Origin of the sequence: Amycolatopsis coloradensis (assembly GCF_001953865.1) — a bacterium.
Taxonomy (GTDB): Bacteria; Actinomycetota; Actinomycetes; order Mycobacteriales; family Pseudonocardiaceae; genus Amycolatopsis; species Amycolatopsis coloradensis.
Genome location: NZ_MQUQ01000009.1, coordinates 134,491 through 158,426, shown reverse-complemented (window position 1 = coordinate 158,426; position 23,936 = coordinate 134,491). Strand labels below are relative to the sequence as shown.

At 70.4% G+C, this 23,936-nt stretch carries 3 protein-coding genes; 2 read left to right on the top strand and 1 reads right to left on the bottom strand.

What is annotated here, in order from left to right:
• The first annotated feature begins 33 nt into the window (after positions 1-33).
• On the top strand, positions 34-22,368 hold the full coding sequence (locus BS329_RS17780; RefSeq protein ID WP_076162158.1) for a non-ribosomal peptide synthetase: 22,335 nt from the start codon (positions 34-36) through the stop codon (positions 22,366-22,368).
• On the top strand, positions 22,365-22,574 hold the full coding sequence (locus tag BS329_RS17775) for an MbtH family protein (RefSeq protein WP_076162156.1): 210 nt from the start codon (positions 22,365-22,367) through the stop codon (positions 22,572-22,574). The genes BS329_RS17780 and BS329_RS17775 overlap by 4 nt, the downstream gene beginning before the upstream one ends.
• Before the next feature lie 219 nt (positions 22,575-22,793).
• Here BS329_RS17775 and BS329_RS17770 read toward each other — a convergent pair whose 3' ends face one another.
• Positions 22,794-23,879, bottom strand: a complete 1,086-nt coding sequence (locus tag BS329_RS17770) for an iron-siderophore ABC transporter substrate-binding protein (protein WP_076162303.1) — start codon at positions 23,877-23,879, stop codon at positions 22,794-22,796.
• Between the last annotated feature and the right edge of the window lie 57 nt (positions 23,880-23,936).

Sequence of the window (23,936 nt, the reverse complement as noted above, 5' to 3'; positions counted from 1 at the left end):
GACGACGCTCCTGAACGGTGGAGGCAGAACCCGATGAACCGCGGCTTTCCCCTGACCCCGGCGCAGCAGGGGATCTGGTTCGCTCAGCAGCTCGACCCGGCCGATCCGGTCTACACGATCGGCTGGGTCGCGGAGCTTCGCGGCGACATCGACATCGTCCGCCTGGGTGAAGCCATCCGGAGGGCGGTCGCGGAGGCCGAGTGCCTGCACGTCACGGTCGATTTGGACGGAAGCACGCCGGTTCAGCGCCCCGTCACCCCGGGCGAGGTCGCCGTCCTCGACTTCACCGCCGAGCCGGATCCGGCGCGGGCGGCCGACGAATGGGCGCGGGCGGAACTGGCCGTTGCGGCCGATCTCGGTCGCGGCCCGCTCACCGGGCATACGTTGCTGATCCTTGGCGAAGACCGGGTCCGCTGGTTCCAGCGTTACCACCATCTGGTGATGGACGCGCACGGGCAAGCCGTCCTGACCCGCCGCGCGGCCGCCCTGTATTCGGGCACCGCCGAAGAGGTCGCGTGGCCGCTCTCGGGACTGGCCGAGGCCGTCTATGACGACAAGGCCGACCACGCCTACTGGCTCGGCGAACTCGCGGGCAGGCCGAACCCGGTGCGGTTGCTCGAACGCGCGTCGTCCGGCCCGGTCCGGCTGCGGCGGCACTCGTGGGAGCTGCCCGCGGCGAAGGCCGGTCGCCTCCGGAAGTTCGCGCTCGACACGGGAACGCGGCTGTCGCGTGTCGCGATCGCCGCCGTGGCGGCCTACGCCCACCGCGTGACCGGCGCCGAAGACCTCGTCCTCGGCCTGCCGGTCACCGCGCGCACCACCCGCGCGCTGCGTGAGCAGCCGGGCATGGTGTCCAACGTCCTGCCGTTGCGGCTGTCCGTACGGCCGGAGACGACGCCGGCTCTGCTGGTCGCCCAGGTCGCGGAGAAGGTCTCCGCGCTGCTGGAGCACAGCCGGTACCGCGGCGAGGACCTCGCCCGTGAACTCGGCGCGAGCGGCGGGGTGCACGAACTCGTCGGGCTGAGTGTGAACTTCATGGCCGTGGACGGTGAACTCGCGTTCGGCGACGCGAGCGCCACGGTGCACAATCTCGAACTCGGGCCGATCAGTGACATCGCCATCGCCGTGTACGACGCCGGTGAAGGCCGGGGTCTCCGGTTCGACTTCGATGCCGACGCGGCCTCCTCTTCGGACGAGGAACTCGCCGAGCACCGTCGCCGGTTCGCCGCGGTGCTGGACGCGCTGGTGGAGCGGCCCGAGCCGCCGCTGGCCGCGATCGACCTGCTCTCGGCCGAAGAACGGGCCCGGGTGCTGGAGTTCGGGACCGCCGTGGCGAATTCGCCGGAGGTGTCCTGGCCCGAAGCGTTCGACCGGGTCGTGGCGCGGCGACCGGACGCCGAGGCCGTCGTCTGCGAGGACGTCCGGCTGACCTACGCCGAAGTCGACACCGCCGCCAACCGCCTCGCCCGCCTGCTGCGGAATCGCGGTGTCGGTGACGAGGACGTCGTCGCCGTGGCGATGCCGCGTTCGGCCGAGCTCGTCGTCGCACTCCTCGCCGTCATGAAAGCCGGTGCCGCGTACCTCCCTCTCGACCTCGACCACCCCGAAGACCGCGTCGCGTACATGCTGTCGCACGCCGGTGCCGGGATCGTGGTGTCCACAAAGGACGATTCTGCTCGGCTTCCGTCCAGTGTGGACACTGTCCTTCTCGATGATCCGGCGATAGCCGCGGAACTCTCGGTACTTGACGCGTCCACCGTGGACGTGAGCGGGATCGCGCTGAGCCAGGCCGCGTATGTCATCTACACGTCGGGTTCGACCGGGAAGCCGAAGGGCGTGGTCCTTTCCCACGACGGGATCGGCAGCCTGATCAGCACGGCGACCGAGCGGATCGGCATCGGCGAGGACAGCCGGGTCGTGCAGTTCGCCTCGACCGGCTTCGACGTCACGGTCTGGGATCTGGTCATGTCCCTGTGCGTCGGCGGGACGCTGATCGTGGTGCCGTCGCACCGCCGGGTCGCGGGTGCCGAGCTGACCGGTTACATCGCCGCCAACGTGGCGACGCATATGATCCTGCCGCCGTCGCTGGTGGCGGCTCTGCCCTCGGACTGTGAGCTGCCGAAGGGCGCGGTGCTGATCGTCGGCACCGAGACCGTGCCGCCGGAACTGATCGCGCGCTGGGCAGAGGACCAGAAGGTCGTCGCCGCGTACGGGCTGACCGAGGCGACGGTGAACTCGACGCTGTGGGCGGCCGAACCCGGCTGGACCGGGCCCATCCCGATCGGCGGGCCGGATCCGAACACCCGCTGCTACGTCCTCGACACCGCGCTGCGGCCGGTCCCGGCCGGCGTCGAAGGGGAGTTGTACGTCGGCGGACGAGGGCTCGCGCGGGGCTACGCCGGACGTCCGGGGCTGTCGGCGGAACGGTTTGTCGCCGATCCTTTCGCCGGTGGCGGAGAGCGCATGTACCGTACCGGCGACCGGGTCCGCTGGCGCGCGGACGGGAACCTCGACTTCCTGGGCCGCACCGATCACCAGGTCAAGATCCGCGGGTTCCGGATCGAGCCCGGGGAGATCGAATCCGCGCTCGCCCGGTATCCCGGGGTCGAGCGGATCGCCGTCGTGCCGCGCGAGGTCAAGCCGGGGGATCGGCGCCTGGTGGCGTACGTCGTCCCGGCGGCGGGTGGATCGACGTCGCTGTCGAAGGAGCTGCGCACCCACGCGGAATCGGCGCTGCCGCATTACCTGGTGCCGTCGGCGTTCGTGGAACTCGACCGGCTCCCGATCATGCCGAACGGCAAACTGGACCGTACTTCATTGCCCCTGCCCGATTTCGGCGCCGCGGCCACCGGCCGCGCTCCGCGCACCGAGCGGGAACGGATCCTGTGCGACGTCGTCGCGCGGGTCCTCGGGCTGGACTCGGCCGGCGCGGACGACGACTTCTTCTCCCTCGGCGGCGACAGCATCCTGTCCATCCGGCTGGTGCTCGGCGCGGCGGAACACGGCCTCGCGATCACCCCGCGTCAGGTGTTCCGGCACCGGACGCCCGAGGCGCTGGCCGCCTGCGCGGGCAGCGTGGCCATCGAGTCCACTGTGGACGAGCGGCCGCTGCTGGAGCTGACCGATGCCGAACGCGCCTCGCTCGCCGAGTACGCCGACGTCCTGCCCGTGACGCCGTTGCAGGAAGGGTTCTTCTTTCACGCGGAGTTCGAAGGCGGCCCGGCCGCTGACATCTACACGGTCCAAGAGGTGCTCGACCTCGAAGGACCGGTCGACGCCGACACGCTGCGCCGGTCGGCGCAGGCACTGCTGGACCGGCACGCGTCGCTGCGATCCGGTTTCCGGCAGCTCGGCGGCGGCCGGGTCGTCCAGCTGGTGACCCGGCACGCCGAACTTCCCTGGCGTGAGGTGGCCGCCGATGAGGCCGCGGAAGCCTTCGATGCCGACCGCGCACGCCGGTTCGACTTCGCACGGCCGCCCCTGGTACGAGCGACGTTCGCCAGGATCGGCGAAGACCGGGTCAAGCTGGCGCTGACGTTCCATCACATCATCGCCGACGGCTGGTCGGTCGTGGTGCTGCTCCGCGAACTGCTGGCGGGATACGCGGGGGCGAACGCTCCGCTCCCGGAGCGGGACACGCGCGCGGATCACCTGCGACGGCTCGCGGCGCGCGATCACGAGGTGTCGAGGGAAACCTGGCGGGCTGCCTTGTCCGGAGTGGACGAACCCACCCGGCTGGTCGACGGGCGGCCTGGAGCCGAGCGGCGGCCGTCACGGGTGCACCTGAACCTCGGCGAGCAGGCGACGGCGGGGTTGTCCGCCATGGCACGCGGGCACGGACTCACCCTCGGCACCGTCCTGCACGGCGCGTGGGGGCTCCTGCTCGGCGGGCTCACCGGCCGGGACGACGTGCTGTTCGGCAGCACGGTTTCCGGTCGCGACACCGGCGCACCCGGCCTCGAATCGGCGGTCGGCCTGTACATCAACACGGTGCCGGTGCGGTCGCGCTGGTCCGGGTCCGACACCGTCGCCGCCGTGCTGCGGCGGTTGCAGGACGAGCGGGCGGCGTTGCTGGACCACCAGCATCTCGGTCTCGGCGAACTGCGACGGATCGCCGGAGCGGGACAGGAAGAACTGTTCGACACCCTCGTCGTCGTGGAGAACTTCCCGCGTGACGACGAGCGCGCCGACCCTTCGGCAACCGTGCGCCTCGCGAACGTCGAGGTCACCGACGCGGTGCACTTCCCGGTCGCGGTGATCGTGACGCCGGGCGAGGACCTGGGCTTCAGCCTCAAATTCGACGCCGCCCGGATCGACGCGGTCGCGGCCGGGCAGCTCGCGGAACGGTTCGCCCGGCTGCTGGAGACGCTGACCGGGAACCCCGGCCTGCCGGTCGCCGCGCTGGACCTGCTGTCGCCCGCCGAACGCGGCCGCCTCGCCGAACTCAACGCGACCTCGCATCCGGTGCCGGAGCGCACGCTGGCCGAGGCCATCGCCGACCAGGTCGCCAAGACGCCGTCCGCGACGGCGGTGGTGTTCAAGGACACCGAACTGTCCTATGCGGACCTCGACGCCCGCGCGGAAGAACTGGCCCGCAGGCTGCGGTCGCTGGGCACGGGTCCCGACCAGGTCGTGGCCGTCGCCGTACCGAGGTCGGCCGAGTTGATGGTCGCGCTCCTGGGCGTCCTCAAGGCCGGAGCCGCCTACCTGCCGATCGACCTCGACTACCCGGCCGACCGGCTGGAGTACATGCTGGCCGACTCCGGCGCACGGCTCGTGGTCTCCGAACCCGGGACGGCCTCGCGGATCCCCGCCGTCACCGGGCTGACGCAGGTCTCCGTGACCGGCGAGCCCGCCGTGGACGACGTCCCGGGCGTTGCCGCGGGACCGGACGACGCGGCCTACCTGATCTACACCTCCGGCTCGACAGGGCGGCCGAAAGGCGTGGTGGTCACGCATCGCGCGATCGTCAACCGGCTGGCGTGGACGCAGCACGAGTATCGGCTCACGGCGTCGGACCGGGTGTTGCAGAAGACCCCGTCGAGCTTCGACGTCTCCGTATGGGAATTCTTCTGGGCGCTCTGCGAAGGCGCCGCGGTGGTGCTGGCCGAACCGGACGGCCACCGCGACCCGGCGTATCTCGCCAGGGTGATCCGGGAGCGGGAGATCACCACCCTGCACTTCGTCCCGTCCATGCTCGCCGCGTTCCTCGGCAGCGACGAAGCCACCGGCGGCCTGGGCTCCCTGCGTCAGGTGTTCTCCAGTGGCGAGGCGCTGACCGGCGAAGTCGCCGCGCGCTGGCGCTCGCTCACCGGTGTCCCGCTGCACAACCTCTACGGCCCGACCGAGGCCGCCGTGGATGTGACCTTCTTCGATGCCGGCGGATCCGAGGGCGCCACTGTCCCCATCGGGCGTCCGGTGTGGAACACGCGGGCGCACGTCCTCGACGGCTGCCTTCGCCCGTTGCCCGACGGCGTCGCGGGAGAGTTGTACCTCGCCGGTGTCCAGCTGGCCCGCGGCTATCACGGGCGGCCAGGGCTGACCGCCGAACGCTTCGTCGCCGACCCGTTCGGCGAACCGGGACAGCGGCTGTACCGGACCGGGGACCTGGTCCGCCGCCGCGCCGACGGTGAACTCGAGTACCTCGGCCGCACCGACCGCCAGGTGAAGATCCGCGGCAACCGGATCGAACTCGGCGAGATCGAAGCCGTCCTCGCCGCGCAGCCGGACGTCACGGCCGCCACGGTCGTGGCGAAGGACGGCACGCTCATCGGTTACGTGGCCGGTGGCGCGGACCCGGAACGGTTGCGGGCCGCTGTCAGCGAAGCCTTGCCTGCCCCGATGATCCCGGTCTCGTTCGTGGTCCTGGCCGAGTTCCCGTTGACCCCCAGCGGAAAGCTCGACGTCCGGGCACTGCCCGCGCCCGTGATCGGACAGTCCGGGACCACACCCGAGAACGACCGGGAACGCGCCTTGGCGCGGATCTTCGCGGACGTCCTCGGCCTGGACACCGTCGGCGCCCACGGGGACTTCTTCCTGCTGGGCGGCGACAGCATCTCGTCGATCGCCGTGTCGAGCCGCGCCCGGCGGGCAGGATTCGAACTGAGTCCCAAGGACGTTTTCGCACTCCGGACCCCGGCGGCGCTCGCCGCTTCCGCGACGCCGGCCGAGCCGGTGGCCGACGCGGACGGTGTCGGCGCGCTCTCTCTCCTGCCCGAAATCCTCCGGCTGCGGGAGCTGGGTGACGCGGTCCAGCCGGAGTCCGTCCTGCTGACCCTGCCGGCCGGGGCCGACGTCGAGACGCTCGCCGCGGCCCTGCAACTCGTGCTTGACCACCACGACGGTCTGCGGCTCGAACTGTCGAAGGTCGCTTCGGTGCTGTGGTCGCTCGAAACCCGTCCACAAGGGACGGTTCAGGCGGCCGAGCTGCTTCGTCGCGGGACCGGGTCCGTCGAGGCCGAGCACCGGGATGCCGTGGGCAGGCTCGCGGACAACCTGCTGCAGGCCGTCTGGTTCGAAGAGCCGGGCAGGTTGCTCCTGGTGGCGCATCCCGCGCTGCTGGACGCCCGGAGCCGGACAACGCTGGCGGCCGATCTCGCGATCGCCTGGCAAGCCGTGACCGGCGGCCATCCGCCGGTGTTCACGCCGGTGAGGACTTCGCTGCGGACCATCGCCCGCCGGATCACCGAGCGTGCGCAGGACCCCGGACTCCTCGGTGAGATCGAGCACTGGGCCGAGACCTTGGCGCCCGGCTTCGCCGAGATTTCCGGTGACGTCGCCGAACGCCGGATCACCTTGTCCATCGAGGACACTCGCACACTCATCGGCCCACTCCCGTCCGCCGTTCACGGTGACGTGACCGACGTCCTCCTGACGGCTCTGAAAGCCGCTGTCGACGACGATCTCCTCGTCGACCTTCACGGACCCGTGGACGCGGCGGACACCGTCGGCGCGTTGACGTCGGTCCGCCCGGTCCGGATCACCGCGGCCGGCGAACCGCTCGCGATGCTGAAGGCCGTCAAGGAAACCGTCCGGGAGACGCCCGGGGGCTACGGTGCGCTGCGTTACCTCAACCCCCAGACCGGACCGCTGCTCGCCGGGCTCGCGAAGCCGCGGATCGCCCTGCGGTACGACGGCCGGGTCCCGGCCGGATCGGGGGAGTGGCAGGTCGCCGGGTACGCGGCGGTGCCGCCGCCGGGTGACCATGTCCTGCGGATCGGGGTCGCCTGCGAGGACACCGACAACGGGCCGAGGCTGACTGCGACGTTCGACGGTCCGGCGGGAACGCTCGCGGACCGCTGGGCCGCCGCCTTGCGCGACCTCGCGGCGGCGGACCTCGACGCGCCCGTGGGGCTCACGCCGTCCGACCTCGAACTGGTGTCGCTGAGCCAGGAGGAGATCGTCCGCGTCGAGCGGTTCAGCCCGGTGCCGGTCGCCGACGTCTGGCCGTTGTCCCCGCTCCAGGAAGGCCTCTTCTTCCACTCCAGCTACAACTCCGACCGGGTCGACATCTACACGATCCAGGAGGCGATCGACTTCGATCACCGCCTGGACGCCGGACGGGTGCGGTCGGCGGTGTCCGCGTTGCTCCGCCGGATCCCGAGTCTCGGCGCCGGTTTCACCAGCGAGGGGCTGCGAGGACCGGTTCAGTTCGTGGCGGCCGCCGTCGAACCGCCGGTGTCCGAAGTGGACCTTTCGGCACTGTCCGAAGAGGAACAGCGGGCACGGCTGGACGCACTGATGGCCGAGGACCGCGCGACCCGGTTCGACCTCGGCGCCCCGCCGCTGTTCCGCCTGAAACTGGTGCGGCTCGGGGAGGGGCGCGACCGGGTGGTGCTGAACCGGCACCTGCTGCTCTGGGACGGCTGGTCCGCCTGGCTCTTCATCGAACAGCTGTTCGCGCTGTACGACCTCGGCGGCGACGACCGGACGCTCTCCGCGGCCGGGTCCTATGCGGACTTCCTGCGCTGGCTGGACCGGCAGGACATCGAGACCGCCACGAGCGCGTGGCGCGACGCGCTGTCCGGGCTCGCGGAGCCGACCGTCATCGGGCCGGAGGGCCGGGACCTGGTCCCCGCCACGCCGGTCAACCTGGACACCGTCCTGTCCGGTGACCTGGGCCGCGGGCTCCGGGAACAGGCCCGGCGGCACGGCCTGACCGTGAACTCCGTGCTCAACGCCGCCTGGGGCCTCGTCCTGTCGACCATGACCGGGCGGCACGACGTCGTGTTCGGCACCGCCGTCGCGGGCAGGCCCGCCGCCGTGCCCGAGATCGAGAACACCATCGGCCTCTTCCTCAACACCGTGCCGACCCGGGTGCGGCTCGATGCCGGTGAATCCGTGCTGGACCTGGTGCGGCGGTTGCAGTCCGAGCGGATGGACCTGACTCCGTATGAGTTCATGAGCCTCGGCGTCCTGCAACGGGAGGCCGGGCACCGCGTCCTGTTCGACACGCTCTTCGTACTCCGCAACGCCGACGGTGAGGAACGGCGTGACGGCCTCCGCCACCGGCACGGCATCACCGGCCTGCTCAACATCGACGCGACGCACTACCCGCTGACGCTGGTGGTGACGCCGGGCGAGGAAATCCGGGTCACACTGTCCTATCGAGACGACGTGATCGACTCCGACGAGGCCGCGTCGGTCCTGGGCCGGTTCACCTCGCTGGTCGAGCAGATCGTGGAAGACCCGGCGAAACCCGTCGCGGCACTCGCGACGGTGTCCACTGAGGACCGTGCCGCACTGGAAGCGGGCTGGGCCGAGGCCGAGCACCCGGTGATCGAGGACACGATCGCGGATCTGCTGGCCGTCCAGGCCGAGCGGACACCCGACGCGATCGCCTTGGTCTGTGTCGATTCGCCCTCGGCGGGAAAAAGTACCTCGGGCGGTGGCGGAGAACAACTGACGTACGCGGAACTCGACGCGCGTATCAACCGGATGGCCAGGCTGCTGCTGGCGAAGGGCGCCGCGCCGGAACAGGTGATCGCGCTCGGCCTGCCGCGGTCGGTCGACATGGTCGTCGCGTTGTTCGCCGTGCTGCGGACCGGCGCCGCGTACCTGCCGCTGGAGCTGGACTATCCGGCCGACCGGCTCGCGGTGATGCTGGCGGACGCCAGGCCGTTGTGTCTGGTGTCCACAAAGGACGTCTCGGCGACGCTGCCCGGTGGCACGCCTCGGGTGCTCGTCGATGACCACGAAGACAGCGCGTTCGGTGACGGCCCGGTCTCCGACGCCGAACGCCCGCTGTTCGCGCGCGGCCGGGCGGATCGCCTGGAGCACCCGGCGTACGTCATCTACACGTCGGGCTCGACGGGCGAACCCAAGGGCGTCGTGACGCCGTACCGCGGCCTGACGAACATGCAGCTCAACCACCAGGGCGCGATCTTCGCCCCGGCCATCGCGTCGGCGGGCGGGCGGCGCCTGCGGATCGCGCACACCGTGTCGTTCGCCTTCGACATGTCTTGGGAAGAGCTGCTGTGGCTCGTCGAAGGGCACGAGGTCCACGTGTGCGACGAGGAATTGCGGCGGGACGCGCGGGCGCTCGTGGCCTACTGCGACGAGCACGAGGTCGACGTCGTCAACGTGACGCCGACCTATGCCCACCTGCTGATCGAGGAAGGGCTGCTGGAGGGGCACCGGCCCGCGCTCGTCCTGCTCGGCGGCGAGGCGGTCTCGGAGTGGGTGTGGAACCGGCTGCGTGACACCGACGGGACCTACGGCTACAACCTGTACGGCCCCACCGAGTACACGATCAACACACTCGGCGGCGGCACGACCGACAGCGACACCCCGACCGTCGGCAAACCGATTTGGAACACCCGCGCCTACATCGTGGACGCCTGGCTCCGGCCCGTGTCCGACGGTGTCGCGGGTGAGCTCTACATCGCGGGCGAAGGGCTGGCCCGCGGCTATCTCGGGCGTCCCGGCTTGACGGCCGAACGGTTCGTCGCCGATCCGTTCGTCACGGGTGGAGACACCGCGTCGCGCAGCGACTCGATGAGGGGTGGTGGTCGGGCGACGGGTGGGAGGATGTACCGCACCGGCGATCTGGTGCGCCGCCGCACGGACGGCAATCTCGACTTCCTCGGCCGGACCGACGACCAGGTCAAGATCCGCGGCTACCGCGTCGAACTCGGGGAGATCGAGACCGCGCTCAGCCGGTATCCGGAGGTCGCGCAGGCCGCCGTCATCGCGCGGCCCGATCCGTCGGCGCCGGGTTCGCAGCGGCTCATCGGCTACGTCGTCCCCGCCGAACTGAGCGGGGACGCACGGGCCGAGGCGGAGGCCGACCAGGTCGGCGAATGGCGGCAGATCTACTCCGACGAGTACACCGAGATCCCGACCGCCCTGTTCACCGAGGACTTCGCGGGCTGGGATTCCAGCTACGACGGCGATCCGATCCCGATCGAGCATATGCGGGAATGGCGGCAGGCGACCGTGGACCGGATCGCCGAACTGAAACCGGAGCGGGTGCTGGAGATCGGGGTCGGCACCGGTCTGCTGATGGGGCGGATCGCGCCGCTCGCCCGGGAGTACTGGGGCACCGACCTCGCCGCGCCGGTGATCGCGAAACTGAACCGGGAGCTGGACCGGGATCCGGAGTTGGCGGCCAAGCTGAACCTGCGTGCTCAGCCGGCGCACGTGTTCGACGGCCTGCCTGCCGGACGGTTCGACACGATCGTGATCAACTCGGTCATCCAGTACTTCCCGAGCGTCGACTACCTGACCGACGTCGTCACCCGGGCGATCGGCCTGCTCGCGCCCGGCGGCGCGCTGTTCGTCGGCGACGTCCGGAACCTGCGGCTCGCCCGCGCCTTCCAGACCGCCATCCAGCTGACCCGCGCCGACGCGGCGTCCGACGTCGCCCAGGTGCGGCGAGCGATCGAACGCGGGGCCGCGCTGGAGAAGGAACTGCTGATCGACCCGGACTATTTCACCGCGCTCGCGCGGCGGCTTCCGGGCGTCGCGGCGCAGGTCCGGATCAAACGGGCCAGGCTGCACAACGAACTGAGCCGGTACCGCTACGACGCGGTCCTGGTGAAGGCACCCGCCGCGACGTTGTCGGTCGCGCAGGCGCCGCGGCTGTCCTGGGAGGAGGTGGGCTCGCTCGCCGCGTTGGAAGAGCAGCTCACCGGCGTGGAAACGCTGCGGCTGAGCCGCATCCCGGACGCCCGGCAGGCGCCGGAGGTCGAGGCGACCCGTGCGCTGGGCTCCGGGGCGCCGCTCATCGACGTCCTTGAGTTGTGCCGTGGTACCGACGGCATCGAGCCGGAGGACGTGCACGAACTCGGTGACCGGCTCGGCTTCCGGGTGCACTGCACCTGGTCGTCCGACGGGGCCTTCGACGCGGTGTTCGTCCACAAGGGACAGACGAACGCGCTGGTCACCGATGTGCACGTGCCGGTTTCGGTCGGCACCAACCTGGCCGAGTACGCCACGAGCCCGACCGCGGCCCGCGGTGGCGGCGAACTGGCGCAGCGCCTGCGCGAGCGGCTCAAGACGGAACTGCCGGACTACATGGTCCCGGCGGCGTTCGTCACGCTCGGCGCGTTGCCGCTGACCGACAACGGCAAGCTCAACGTGCGGGCGCTGCCCGAAGCCGATCAGGCGGTGCGGCTCACCGAGAGCCGCCCGGCCGAGACCGCCGCGGAGGAGACGCTGTGCGCGCTCTTCGCCGAGGTCCTCGGGCTGGACGAGGTCGGTGTCGAGGACAACTTCTTCGATCTCGGCGGCCATTCGCTGCTCGCCACCCGGCTCATCAGCCGGGCCCGGACCGAGCTCGGCGCCGAACTGGCCATCCGTGACCTGTTCGAGGCGCCGACGGTCGCCGAACTGGCCGCTCGCGCGGGCGGCGGCGAACCGGCGCGGCCGGCGGTGGTCCGTGCCGAGCGTCCCGGACGCGTCCCGTTGTCGTCCGCCCAGCGAAGCCTCTGGCTGGTCGACCGGATGGAACCGAACGCGGTCGCCTACAACTTCCCGCTGACCTTCCGGTTGCGCGGTGGCCTCGATTTCGAAGCCCTGCGTGCCGCACTGGGTGACGTTCTCGGCAGGCACGAAGTCCTGCGGACCGTCTTCGCCGAGCACGATGGGGAGCCCTGCCAGCGCGTCCTCGACGCGCCGGAGATCCCGTTCGCCGTCGAAGACTGTGACGAGGCCGGGCTGGCTGCCCGCGTCGCCGAGCTTTCGAGGACGCCGTTCGATCTGGCGCGGGAGATCCCGGTCCGGCTGCGGGTGCTGCGGCTCGGTGCCGACGACCAGGTGGTCTCGCTGGTCCTGCACCACAGCGCGACCGACGAATGGTCCGACCGCCCGTTCCTCGGCGACCTGACCTCGGCGTATCGAGCCCGTCTCGACGGCGAGAGTCCGGTGTGGACGGACCTCCCGGTGCAGTACGTCGACTTCGCGTTGTGGCAGCGAGACTTCCTCGACCAGCGTGGTGCCGGTCAGGTCGCCTTCTGGACGGAGTCCCTGCGCGGTGCGCCGGAGGAGCTGACCCTGCCGCTGGACCGCCCGCGTCCGCTCCGGCCGACCGGCCGCGGCGGGAAGGTGAAGTCCCGGCTGTCCGAAGAGTTGTCGGCCGCTGTGCGCGAGCTGGCGGCGAAGGCGGGAGCGAGCCCGTTCATGGTGCTCCAGGCGGCGGTGGCCGCGCTGCTGCACCGGACCGGCGCCGGGGACGACATCCCGCTCGGCGCCCCGATCGCGGGACGGACCGACGCGGCACTCGACGATCTCGTCGGGTTCTTCGTGAACACCCTGGTACTGCGGACCGATCTCTCCGGCGAGCCGACGTTCGCCGCACTGCTCGACCGGGTCCGCGAGGCGGATCTCGCCGCGTTCTCCCACGGTGACCTGCCGTTCGAGCGCGTGGTCGAGGAGCTGAACCCGCCCCGGGTGCCGGGGCGCAACCCACTGTTCCAGGTGATGGTGGGCTATCACCGGCAGAGCGGTGTCCGCGACGTGCTCGGCCTGCCCGCCGAGTGGTTCGAGATGGACACCGGCATGGCGAAGTTCGACCTGCACTTCACGATGGTCGACGCCGGGGACACCGCCACGCTGATGCTGGAATACGCGGAAGACCTCGCCGACGCGGCGACCGCCGAGCGGTTGCTGGCGCGGCTCGCGTCCCTGCTGGAGCAGGTCACCGCCGAACCGAGCCGCCCGGTCGCCACGCTCGACGTCCTCGTCGGCGGCGAACTCGCGCGGATGACCAAGTGGAACGACACGTCACGCGAGGTCCCGGCTACGACGCTGCCGGAGTTGTTCGAGGCGCAGGTGGTGCGGACGCCGGACGCGCCCGCTGTAATGTTCGGGGGCGCCACGGTGTCCTATGTGGAGCTGAACGCTCGGGTGAATCGACTGGCCTGGTGGTTGGTTGAGCAGGGTGTCGGTGCGGAGTCTGTGGTGGCGGTTTCGCTACCGCGGTCGCTCGATCTGGTCGTCGCGTTGTACGCGGTGCACAAGGCGGGCGGGGCTTACCTGCCGGTCGATCGCGACTACCCGGCCGATCGCATCGCGTTCATGTTCGAAGACGCCGCTCCCGCGGTGGTTCTCGATGAACTGCCCATTTCGGACGGTTACCCCGACGAGAATTTGGGCCGGGTTGTCGACCCGTCGTCTCCGGCGTACGTGATCTACACGTCGGGTTCGACGGGGCGTCCGAAGGGTGTTGTGGTGCCTCATGAGGGCATCGTGAACCGTCTGCTGTGGATGCAGGATGAGTACGGTCTCACGGCGGATGATCGGGTGTTGCAGAAGACGCCGTCGAGTTTCGATGTGTCGGTGTGGGAATTCTTCTGGCCACTGATCACCGGCGCGACGCTGGTGGTCGCGAAGCCCGAGGGACACAAGGATCCGGCGTACCTGGCGGAGCTGATCCGCACCGCCGGGATCACGACCGTCCACTTCGTCCCGTCGATGCTCGCAGTGTTCCTGGAGACGGCGAACTGCACAGGGTTGCGGCGCGTCATCTGCAGTGGTGAGGCGTTGCCGTCGGAACTGGCCGCCCGCGTGGACGTCCCGCTGTACAACCTCTACGGGCCCACCGAAGCGTCGGTCGACGTCACCGCTTGGCCCGCCGGAGCTGAGACGACGCCGTCGGTCCCGATCGGCCGTCCGGTGTGGAACACGCGGACGTACGTGCTGGACGCCCGGCTGAACCCGGTCCCGCCGGGTGTCCCCGGTGAGCTTTACCTCGCCGGTGCGCAGCTCGCACGCGGGTATCTGGCCCGTCCCGGGTTGACCGCCGGGCGGTTCGTGGCGAACCCGTTCGCGGTGGGGGAGCGGATGTATCGCACCGGTGACCTCGCGCGCTGGTCCGCCGACGGTGTCCTGGAGTTCCTGGGCCGGGTCGACGACCAGGTCAAGATCCGCGGCTTCCGGGTCGAACTGGGTGAGGTCGAGGCGGCTCTGACCGCTTCGGGGTCTGTCTCGCGCGCTGTGGTCGTCGCCCGTGAAGACCGGCTGGTGGCGTATGTCGTCGGTTCCGGCACCGGATTGCGGGACGCAGTGGCGGCGAAACTGCCCGAGCACATGGTGCCGTCGGCGTTCGTCGTACTCGATGAGATCCCGCTGACCCCGAACGGCAAGCTCGACCGCAAAGCGCTCACCGCTCTCAAATACGCATCACCCGAGTTCGCGACCAGCGAAGGCCGCGAACCGCGGAACGCGAGGGAAGAGGCGCTGGGCGCGTTGTTCGCCGACGTGCTCGGCGTCGACCGGGTCGGGATCGATGACGACTTCTTCACGCTCGGCGGGCATTCGCTGCTGGTGATGCGCCTGGTCAGCCGGATCTCGGCGAGTCTGGACGCGACGGTGTCGGTCCGTGACGTCTTCGACGCCCCCACCGTCGCGGCGCTGGCCGAACGGCTCACGGGACCGTCGGCCCTGCCGCTCTTGAGCGCCGGTACCCGGCCGGCCGTGCTGCCGCTTTCGCCCGCGCAGCAACGGTTGTGGTTCCTCTACCAGCTCGGAGGGATCACGCCCACCTACAACATCCCGCTCGCCTGGCGCCTGTATGGCGAGCTGGACGCGGACGCGTTGCGTGCGGCCATCGGTGACGTCGTCAAGCGGCACGAAACACTCCGGACCGTGTTGGTGGAGGAGGACGGCGCTGTCTCACAGCGAATCCTCACGGACGCGCGACCTGAAGTCGTGTTCACCGAAGCTGGGGACCTGCCCGCCGAATCCGCTCGCGGATTCGCCCTGGATGAGGAACTCCCGATCCGGGCGACGGTCTTCGCCGTGTCGGAGCGGGAACACGTTCTGCTGCTGGTGCTGCACCACGTGGCGACGGACGAGTGGTCGCGAGGGCCGCTGATGGCCGACCTCGCTACGGCGTACGGCGCCCGACTCGCCGGGAATGCTCCACAGTGGACATCCCTGCCGGTCCAGTACGCGGACTACGCCTTGTGGCAACGGGAACTGCTGGAATCGACGGCCGCCGGGCATCTGAAGTTCTGGCGGGAAGAGCTGGCGGGACTGCCGGACGAGCTGGCGTTGGCGTCGGACCGGCCGCGGCCCGCCGAGTCGAGCCACCGCGGTGGCCTCGTCACCTTCCCGATCGGCACCGCCCTCACCGGACGTCTGCGCGAGGTCGCTCGGCGGTACGACGTCAGCATGTTCATGCTGGCGCAGGCCGCGGTCGCGGTGCTGCTGCACCGGCTCGGCGCGGGCGACGACATCCCGCTCGGCGCACCGAGTTCCGGCCGCACCGACGAACGGCTGGAGCCGCTGGTCGGCTTCTTCGTGAACTCGCTCGTGCTGCGCACCGACTTGTCCGGCGACCCGGCGTTCGGTGACCTGCTCTCTCGGGTGCGTGCGGCGGACCTGGCCGCGTTCGAGCATCAGGATCTACCGTTCGAGCGGCTGGTCGACGCGGTCAACCCGGAACGTTCGCTGGCCCGGCACCCGTTGTTCCAGGTGATGGTGGTCTACCTGCCCGAACCCGGGGAAGGCCTGCGGCTGCCCGGCCTTCGCGCGGAGCAGGAGGATTTCGCACAGGGCGTCGCGAAGTTCGACCTCGAATTCGGGTTCCTGGAGAATCCCGACGGGATCTCGGGCGCGATCGAGTACAGCGCCGACCTGTTCGACCATGCCTCGGCCGAAGGATTCGCGCGGCGGCTGGTCGCCGTCCTGGAGCAGGCGGCCACCGACCCCACACTCCCGGTCGGCGCGTTCGAGGTCATCGAAGAGGACGAACGCGCTTTGCTCGAGCACTGGAACGACACGGCTCATGAGGTCCCGGCGGTGACGCTGCCGGAGTTGTTCGAGGCGCAGGTGGCGCGGACGCCGGATGCGCCCGCTGTGGTGTTCGAGGACGTCACGGTGTCCTATGTGGAGCTGAACGCGCGGGCGAATCGCTTGGCCCGGTGGCTGGTCGAGCGAGGGGTTGGCGCGGAGTCGGTGGTGGCGGTGTCGCTGCCGAGGTCGATCGAGCTGATGGTCGCGTTGTACGCGGTGCACAAGGCCGGCGCGGCCTACTTGCCGCTCGACACGGATTATCCGGCCGACCGGCTGACCTTCATGCTCGAAGACGCCGGTCCCGCGGTCGTTCTCGACACCTTGCCTGACGTTGACGGCTACTCCGGAGAAAACCTGGGGCGGACCGTGGATCCCGCGTCTCCGGCGTACGTGATCTACACGTCGGGTTCGACCGGTCGTCCCAAGGGTGTCGTGGTGCCTCACGAAGGCATCGTGAACCGTCTATTGTGGATGCAGGGCGAGTACGGTCTCACGGCTGAAGATCGGGTGTTGCAGAAGACGCCGTCGAGTTTCGACGTGTCGGTGTGGGAGTTCTTCTGGCCGCTCATCACCGGCGCGACCCTGGTGGTCGCCGAACCGGACGGCCACCGGGATCCGCGGTACCTCCAGGCGCTGATCCGAGGCCAGGGGATCACGACCCTGCATTTCGTCCCGTCGATGCTGGAAACGTTCCTGGCCGAGGATCCTCAGTGGCACGGTGTCCGCCGGGTCCTGTGCAGTGGCGAGGCGCTGCCGCCGGAACTCGCCGCACGAGTGGGCGTCCCGCTGCACAACCTCTACGGCCCCACCGAAGCTTCGGTGGACGTGACCTCGTGGGAGGTCGTCGACGACACCGTTCCCATCGGACGCCCGGTGTGGAACACGCGGACGTACGTGCTGGACGCCCGGCTGAACCCGGTACCACCGGGCGTGGCGGGCGAGCTGTACCTGACCGGTGCGCAACTCGCGCGCGGCTACCTCGGTCGCCCGGGGCTGACCGCCGAACGGTTCGTGGCCAATCCCTTCGCCGAGGGGGAGCGGATGTACCGCACGGGTGACCTCGCGCGATGGCGGACCGACGGGGCGCTCGAGTATCTCGGTCGCATCGATGACCAGGTCAAGCTGCGCGGTTTCCGGATCGAGCTGGGCGAGATCGAGTCCGTGCTGTCCGCGCGGGTGGTCCTGCGAGAAGGCAGGCTCGTGGCCTACCTGACCGGTGGGGCCGACATCGAGGAGACCCGGCGGTTGGCGGAGTCCGCGCTGCCGAAGTACATGGTGCCGTCGGCGTTCGTGGTGCTGGACGAACTCCCGCTCACGCCCAACGGAAAGCTCGACCGCGAGGCGTTGCCCGCCCCGGACTTCGCCGGTGCGGTCTCCGGCGACGCTCCGCGCACCCCGCGTGAAGAACTCCTCGCTTCGCTCGTCGCCGGAGTCCTCGGGCTGGAGAAAGTCGGCATCCACGACGACTTCTTCCGCCTCGGCGGCGACAGCATCGTCGCGATGCAACTGGTCGGCCGCGTGCGGAGTGCCGGGCTGCTGCTCAGCCCGCGCGACGTCTTCCGGCACCGGACTGTCGCGGCGCTGGCCGAGGTCGGTTCGGTGCGGCTCGACGCTCCCGCCGCGGCGAGCGGGAAGCCGTTGGTGGACCTCGATCCCGCCGAACGCGCCGAGATCCTCGACGTCGCACCGGACACGGCCGAGGTCTGGCCACTGACGCCATTGCAAGCGGGGCTGCTCTTCCACGCGACGATGGACGGCGACGGGCCCGACGTCTACACCGTCCAGGTGTCCTTCGATCTCGACGGGCCGCTCGATCCGGCTCGGCTGCGTGACGCCGCTCAGGCACTCGTCGACCGGCACGCCGTCCTGCGCACCGGCTACCGCTACCTGACCTCCGGCCGTCCGGTCGCGCTGGTGGCGCGTTCGGTCACGGTTCCGTGGCGGTTCGTGGACTCGGCTGACGCCGTCGAAGCGGAAATGGCCCATGACCGGCGCCGGTTCGATCCGGCGTCCGCGCCACTGCTGCGTTTCCTGCTGCTGGCCCTGCCGGAGGGGCGGTACCGGCTGGTGTTCACCCATCAGCACGTGCTGCTCGACGGCTGGTCGGCGCCGCAGCTGTTCGCGGAGCTGTCCCAGCTGTACGCGGGCGGGGACCTGGCACCCGCCCGGCAGTACCGAGACCATCTCGGCTGGCTCGGAGACCAGGATCACGAGGCGGCCGCAGCCGCTTGGCGGCAGGCGCTCGACGGGCTGGCCGAGCCGACCCACGTCGTTCCGCACGACCCTCAGCGGGTCCCGGCGCTGCCGGAACGCCGTTCGCTGGAACTGCCGGAGCAGGCGACCACGGCGCTGGCCGAACTCGCCCGCTCGCGAGGGCTGACGCTGAACACACTGGTCCAGACCGCGTGGAGCGTCGTCCTCGGCAGGCTGACCGGCCGGTGGGATGTCGTGTTCGGCGCGACGGTCGCCGGGCGCCCGCCCGAACTGGCCGGGGTCGAGCGGATACTCGGCCTGTTCATCAACACGCTCCCGGTCCGGATCGCGTTCGACCCGGCCGAAAAGCTGGGTGCGCTGCTCCTCCGGGTCCAGGACGAGCAGTCCGGCCTGATCGCGCACCAGCACCTCGGTCTCGCCGACATCCAGCGAGAGGCCGGGCTGGGCGAGCTGTTCGACACGCTCATGGTGTTCGAGAGCTACCCGGGTGCGGAAGACGACGAGACCGGAGCGGGGCTGCGCGGGGAGATCGTGCGGCACGACGACTCCACGCACTATCCGCTCACCTGGGCGGTGGAGCCCGGCGCCCGGCTGAAGCTCACCGCCGAGTACCGCGCCGACCTGTTCGACGCCGGCCTGCCGGAACGGCTTCTCCCCGCGATGGAGCGGGTGCTCGCCGCGATGGTGTCCGATGTGGACGTCCCCGTCGGCAGGGTCGACATCCTGACCGAGGCCGACCTTCACCGGGTCGTCCGCGAGTGGAACGGTCCGGCGCTCGACGTCGCACCGTCCACTGTGGCCGGTTTGTTCGAGGCGCAGGCCCGGCGTTCGCCCGGCGCGACGGCGGTGGTGTCCGGTGAGGTCGCCCTGACCTTCACCGAGCTGAACGAGCGCGCCAACCGGCTCGGCCGGGCGCTGGTCGCCCACGGCGTGGGCCCCGAGGACTTCGTCGCCTTGGCGTTGCCGCGTTCGGCGGACGTGTTACTGGCGATCCTCGCGGTCCACAAGGCGGGGGCGGCGTACCTGCCCCTCGATCCGGACCACCCGGCCGAGCGGCTCGCCGCGATGCTGGCCGACGCGCGGCCCAAGCTGATCCTGACCGAGCCCGAGCTGCTGGAATCGTTGCCCAGGAACGAGATCGAGACGTTGGTGCTGTGCGCGCTCGTCACCGAAGATCGCCTGGCACACGACCTGACCGATCGGGACCGCGTCCGCCCGCTCAGTCCGGACCATCCGGCGTACGTGATCTACACGTCGGGTTCGACGGGGACGCCCAAGGGGGTCGTCGTCCCGCATCGCGGTGTGGTGAACCTGTTCCACAGCCATCGCGCCACCCTGCACCGGCCCGCGGTCGAGGCCACCGGCAAACCGCATCTGCGGGTGGGGCACGCGTGGTCGTTCTCGTTCGACGCCTCCTGGCAGCCTCAGCTGTGGTTGCTCGACGGGCACGCCGTGCACATCGTGGACGAGGAGACCCGCCGGGATCCCGAACTGCTGGCCGCGATGATCGAACGGGACGGCTTCGACTTCATCGAGGTCACGCCGTCGTTCTTCGCGCAGATGGCCGACGCGGGCCTGCTCGACGGCGACCGGTGCCCGCTGGCCGTGATCGGCGTCGGCGGCGAGGCGGTGCCCGAGAGCCTGTGGCGCCGTCTGGCCACTTTGGACGGAACCGAGGCCTTCAACCTGTACGGGCCGACGGAGTCCACAGTGGATGCTTTGGTCGCGCGGATCGGTGACAGCGGGAAGCCGCTGGTCGGCCGTCCGGTCGCGAACACCCGCGCCTACGTGCTGGACGCGGCGCTGCGGCCGGCGCCGCCCGGCGTGACCGGTGAGCTGTACCTCGCCGGTTCCGGTCTCGCCCGGGGCTACCTCGGGCGGGCCGCGCTGACGTCGGAGCGGTTCGTGGCGGATCCGTTCGGCCCGGCGGGCGCGCGGATGTACCGCACCGGCGACCTCGCCCGGTGGACCGCGGACGGACGGCTGGACTTCGGCGGGCGCGCCGACGACCAGGCGAAGATCCGCGGCTTCCGGGTCGAGCCGGGCGAGGTCGAAGCCGTGCTGGAGCGGCACGGCGAGGTCACGCAGGCCGTCGTCCTGGTGCGCGAGGACCGCCCGCGGGTCAAGCAGCTGGTGGCTTACGTGGTGTCTACTGTGGACCTCGCGGAACTTCGGCGGTTCGCGGCCGAGACGTTGCCGGAGTACATGGTCCCGGCGGCGTTCGTCGCACTCGACGCGCTTCCGGTTCTGTCCAACGGGAAGCTGGATCGTAAGGCGCTGCCCGCGCCGGACTACGCGGAGTTGGCCGGTGGCCGGGCACCCGAGACCGCGCGAGAAGAGACACTGTGCGCGCTCTTCGCGGAAGTGCTCGGCGTGCCGGAACTCGGTGCCGACGACGACTTCTTCGCCCTCGGCGGGGACAGCATCGTCGCGATGCGGCTGGTCAGCCGGGCACGTGCGGCCGGGCTGAAGATCACCCCGCATGAGGTGTTCGCGCGTCGGACGGTCGCCGCGCTGGCCGAGGTCGCCGAGGACCTGGAGGCCGACGACTCGGTTCCGCTGACGCCGATCATGCACGCGCTGCGTGAACTCGGCGGCCCGATCGCCGGATACCACCAGGCTGCCCTGCTGCGGACGCCGTCCGGGATGACCGGTGACCGGCTCGCGACCGTGCTCGGCGCTGTCGTCGCCCGGCACGACATGCTGCGCGCGCGGCTCGACCGGTCGAGGGACGGCTGGGCACTCCGGGTGTCCGAATCCGTCGACGTCCGCATCGAGCGTGTCGACGTCGAAGACGGCGACCTGTCCGCGGTGATCGAGCGGCACGCGGAGCCGACCAGGGACCGGCTGGACCCGGACGCAGGCGTGATGCTGAGCGCGACGTGGTTCGACGCGGGACCGTCCGCGCCCGGACGGGTGCTGCTGATGATCCACCATCTGGCCGTCGATGGTGTCTCGTGGCGGATCCTGGTGCCCGACCTCGCCTCGGCGTGGGAAGCGGTCGCTCTCGGCCGGGCGCCCGAACTGTCCTCCGTGGACACTTCATTCCGGCGGTGGTCGGAGGCGTTGTCCACCCAGAAGCGCGAGGGCGAGCTGGACCGGTGGAAGTCGGTGCTGGGCGGCGGCGATCCTCTCCCGCTGGACCGGCCGCTCGACCCCGCTCGGGACGTGCTGGGAACCGTGAGGAAGGTGTCGCTGACGTTGCCCGCCGAACGCGCGGCCCCGCTGCTGTCGCACGTGCCGTCGGCGTTCGGCGCGACGGTCAACGACGTCCTGCTCGCAGGCCTCGCGCTCGCCGTCGCCCGGTGGCGCCGGGACGGGGGCAGGGCGATCCTGGTCGACGTCGAAGGGCACGGCCGCGAGGAGGACCTGGCCGGTGGCGCGGATCTTTCGCGGACCGTCGGCTGGTTCACCAGCGTCGTCCCGGTGTGCCTCGACCTCGGCGACCTCGACCTGGCGGACGCGTTCGCGGGCGGTGCCGCGGCCGGTGTCGCGCTCGAACGGGTGCGGGCGCACCTCGACGGCCTGCCGGACGCGGGGATCGGGCACGGCGTGCTCCGGTATCTCGACCCCCGCACCGGTCCTGAGCTGGCGGAGTTCGCGAAACCGCAGATCGAGTTCAACTACCTGGGCCGGATCGGCGTCCCCGAGGCGACCGACTGGTCGTACGCGGCGGAGGCCGAAGCGGCCGAAATCGGCGCGGACGACGAGATGCCGGTCTCGCACGCGCTCACGCTCAACGCACTGACCGAGGACCGCCCCGGTGGTCCCGAATTGGGCGCACACTGGTCATGGCCGGAGGCCGTGCTGACCGAAGAGTCGGTACGGGTGCTGGCGGAGGACTGGTTCGCCGCACTGGACGCGCTCAGGCGCCGGGCGGACACCGTGGATACACAGAAGGAGAACAAGGCATGACGAACCCGTTCGAGAACCCCGACGGCACGTACCTGGTGCTGGTCAACGACGAGGGACAGCACAGCCTGTGGCCCGAGTTCGTAGAGGTCCCGGCGGGCTGGACCACGAAGTTCGGCCCGGCTTCGCGCCCGGAGTGCCTCGAGTACGTCGAGACCAACTGGACCGACCTGAGGCCCACTTCGCTCATCAAGGCCATGGAGTCCTGACCACGTCCGCAGCTTCAGCGGTGACGATGGAGGAATCGGGACGTTTCAGCGTCCCAATTCCTCCATCGTCCGTGCAATCACGCGTGTCGTCCGTCTGATCACGCGAGTTCGCCGTTCAAGCACGAGTGTTCGCCGTCTGATCACGTGAGTTCCGGGCCACCACGCACGAAACAGGGCCGCGAGCGTCACACTCGCGGCCCTGTTCTCCGCTGCGCCTGGTCAGGACGCAGGCTTGACTTCGGTCTTCGGGTCGCCGTCGACCGCGGCGGCCAGCTGCGGGACGATCCGGTCGATCACGTACGGCAGGCTCAGCACGGTCACGAACGAGACGGCGCTGCCGTAGGTGCCTTCGTTCTCGATGAAGACCTCACGCTTTTCCTTCGCCACCTTCAAGCCGGTGTAGAGCGCGTCCTTGCCGAGAATGTCCTGCGCCTTGGCTGGGGTGTCGATGAGCCACACGAGCGCGTCACGGTCGAGCAGGTCGGTCCGTTCGGCGCTGAGGCTCTTGCCGAACTTGTCGCCGATGATGGTGTCGAGGTCGGCGGGCAGGTTGAAGCCGAGCGATTCGAGGATGTGCGAACGGCCGTCTTGGCTGCCGTAGACGAAGTAACCCTCGTAGGTCGAGGCCATCAGCGCCGACTTGCCCGCGAACTCCGGGTGGTCCTCGCGGGCCTGGGCGAACTTGTCCTCGACGCCCTTGACCAGTTCGTTCGCCTTGGTGGCGCGGCCGACGGCCTGGCCGACCTTCTTGGTCGCCTCGTTCCAGGGGATGCCGTAGTCGTTGTACTCCTTGGGCTGCGCGACGACCGGGACGCCGATCTGGCTCAGTTTGTCGTACTGCTCCTTGGTGAGCCCGGAGTACAGCGCGATGATCAGATCCGGCTTGAGCGCGGCGATCTTCTCGTACTGCGGACCGTCGACGTCCTTGAGGACCTCGGGCAGCGCGGCGCCGCCGAGCTTGTCGGTCGCCCACGGGCCGATGGTGCCGGGGAACTTGCCGAGCCAGTCGGTGACCCCGACCGGGACGACGCCGAGGGCGAGCAGCGCGTCCTGTTCGGTCAGCCCGACCGTGACGACGCGTTTGGGCTCCTGGGTGATGGTGGTGCTGCCGTACTTGTGCTCGATCGTCGTCGGGAACGCGTTCGCGTCGACCGCGGAGCCCGCGGAGTTCTGCGCGGCCGGGGTGGCCGACTCGCCGCCGCCTCCGCACGCGGTGAGCGAGGCAGCCAGCACCAGGGTGGACGCCAGCACGCCGGCGGTCCGCAGGCGCCCGCGCACGGCGGAGAGGGTGGGGATTCGGGCCATCATCCGTCCTTCTTGATCGGCGGTCCAGCGAAATGCCGGATTCAGGTATGGCTAACC

Coding starts and splice junctions, on each gene's coding strand:
- BS329_RS17780 (WP_076162158.1), top strand. CDS start 34: ATGAACCGCGGCTTTCCCCTGACCCCGGCGCAGCAGGGGATCTGGTTC.
- BS329_RS17770 (WP_076162303.1), bottom strand. CDS start 23,879: ATGGCCCGAATCCCCACCCTCTCCGCCGTGCGCGGGCGCCTGCGGACC.
- BS329_RS17775 (WP_076162156.1), top strand. CDS start 22,365: ATGACGAACCCGTTCGAGAACCCCGACGGCACGTACCTGGTGCTGGTC.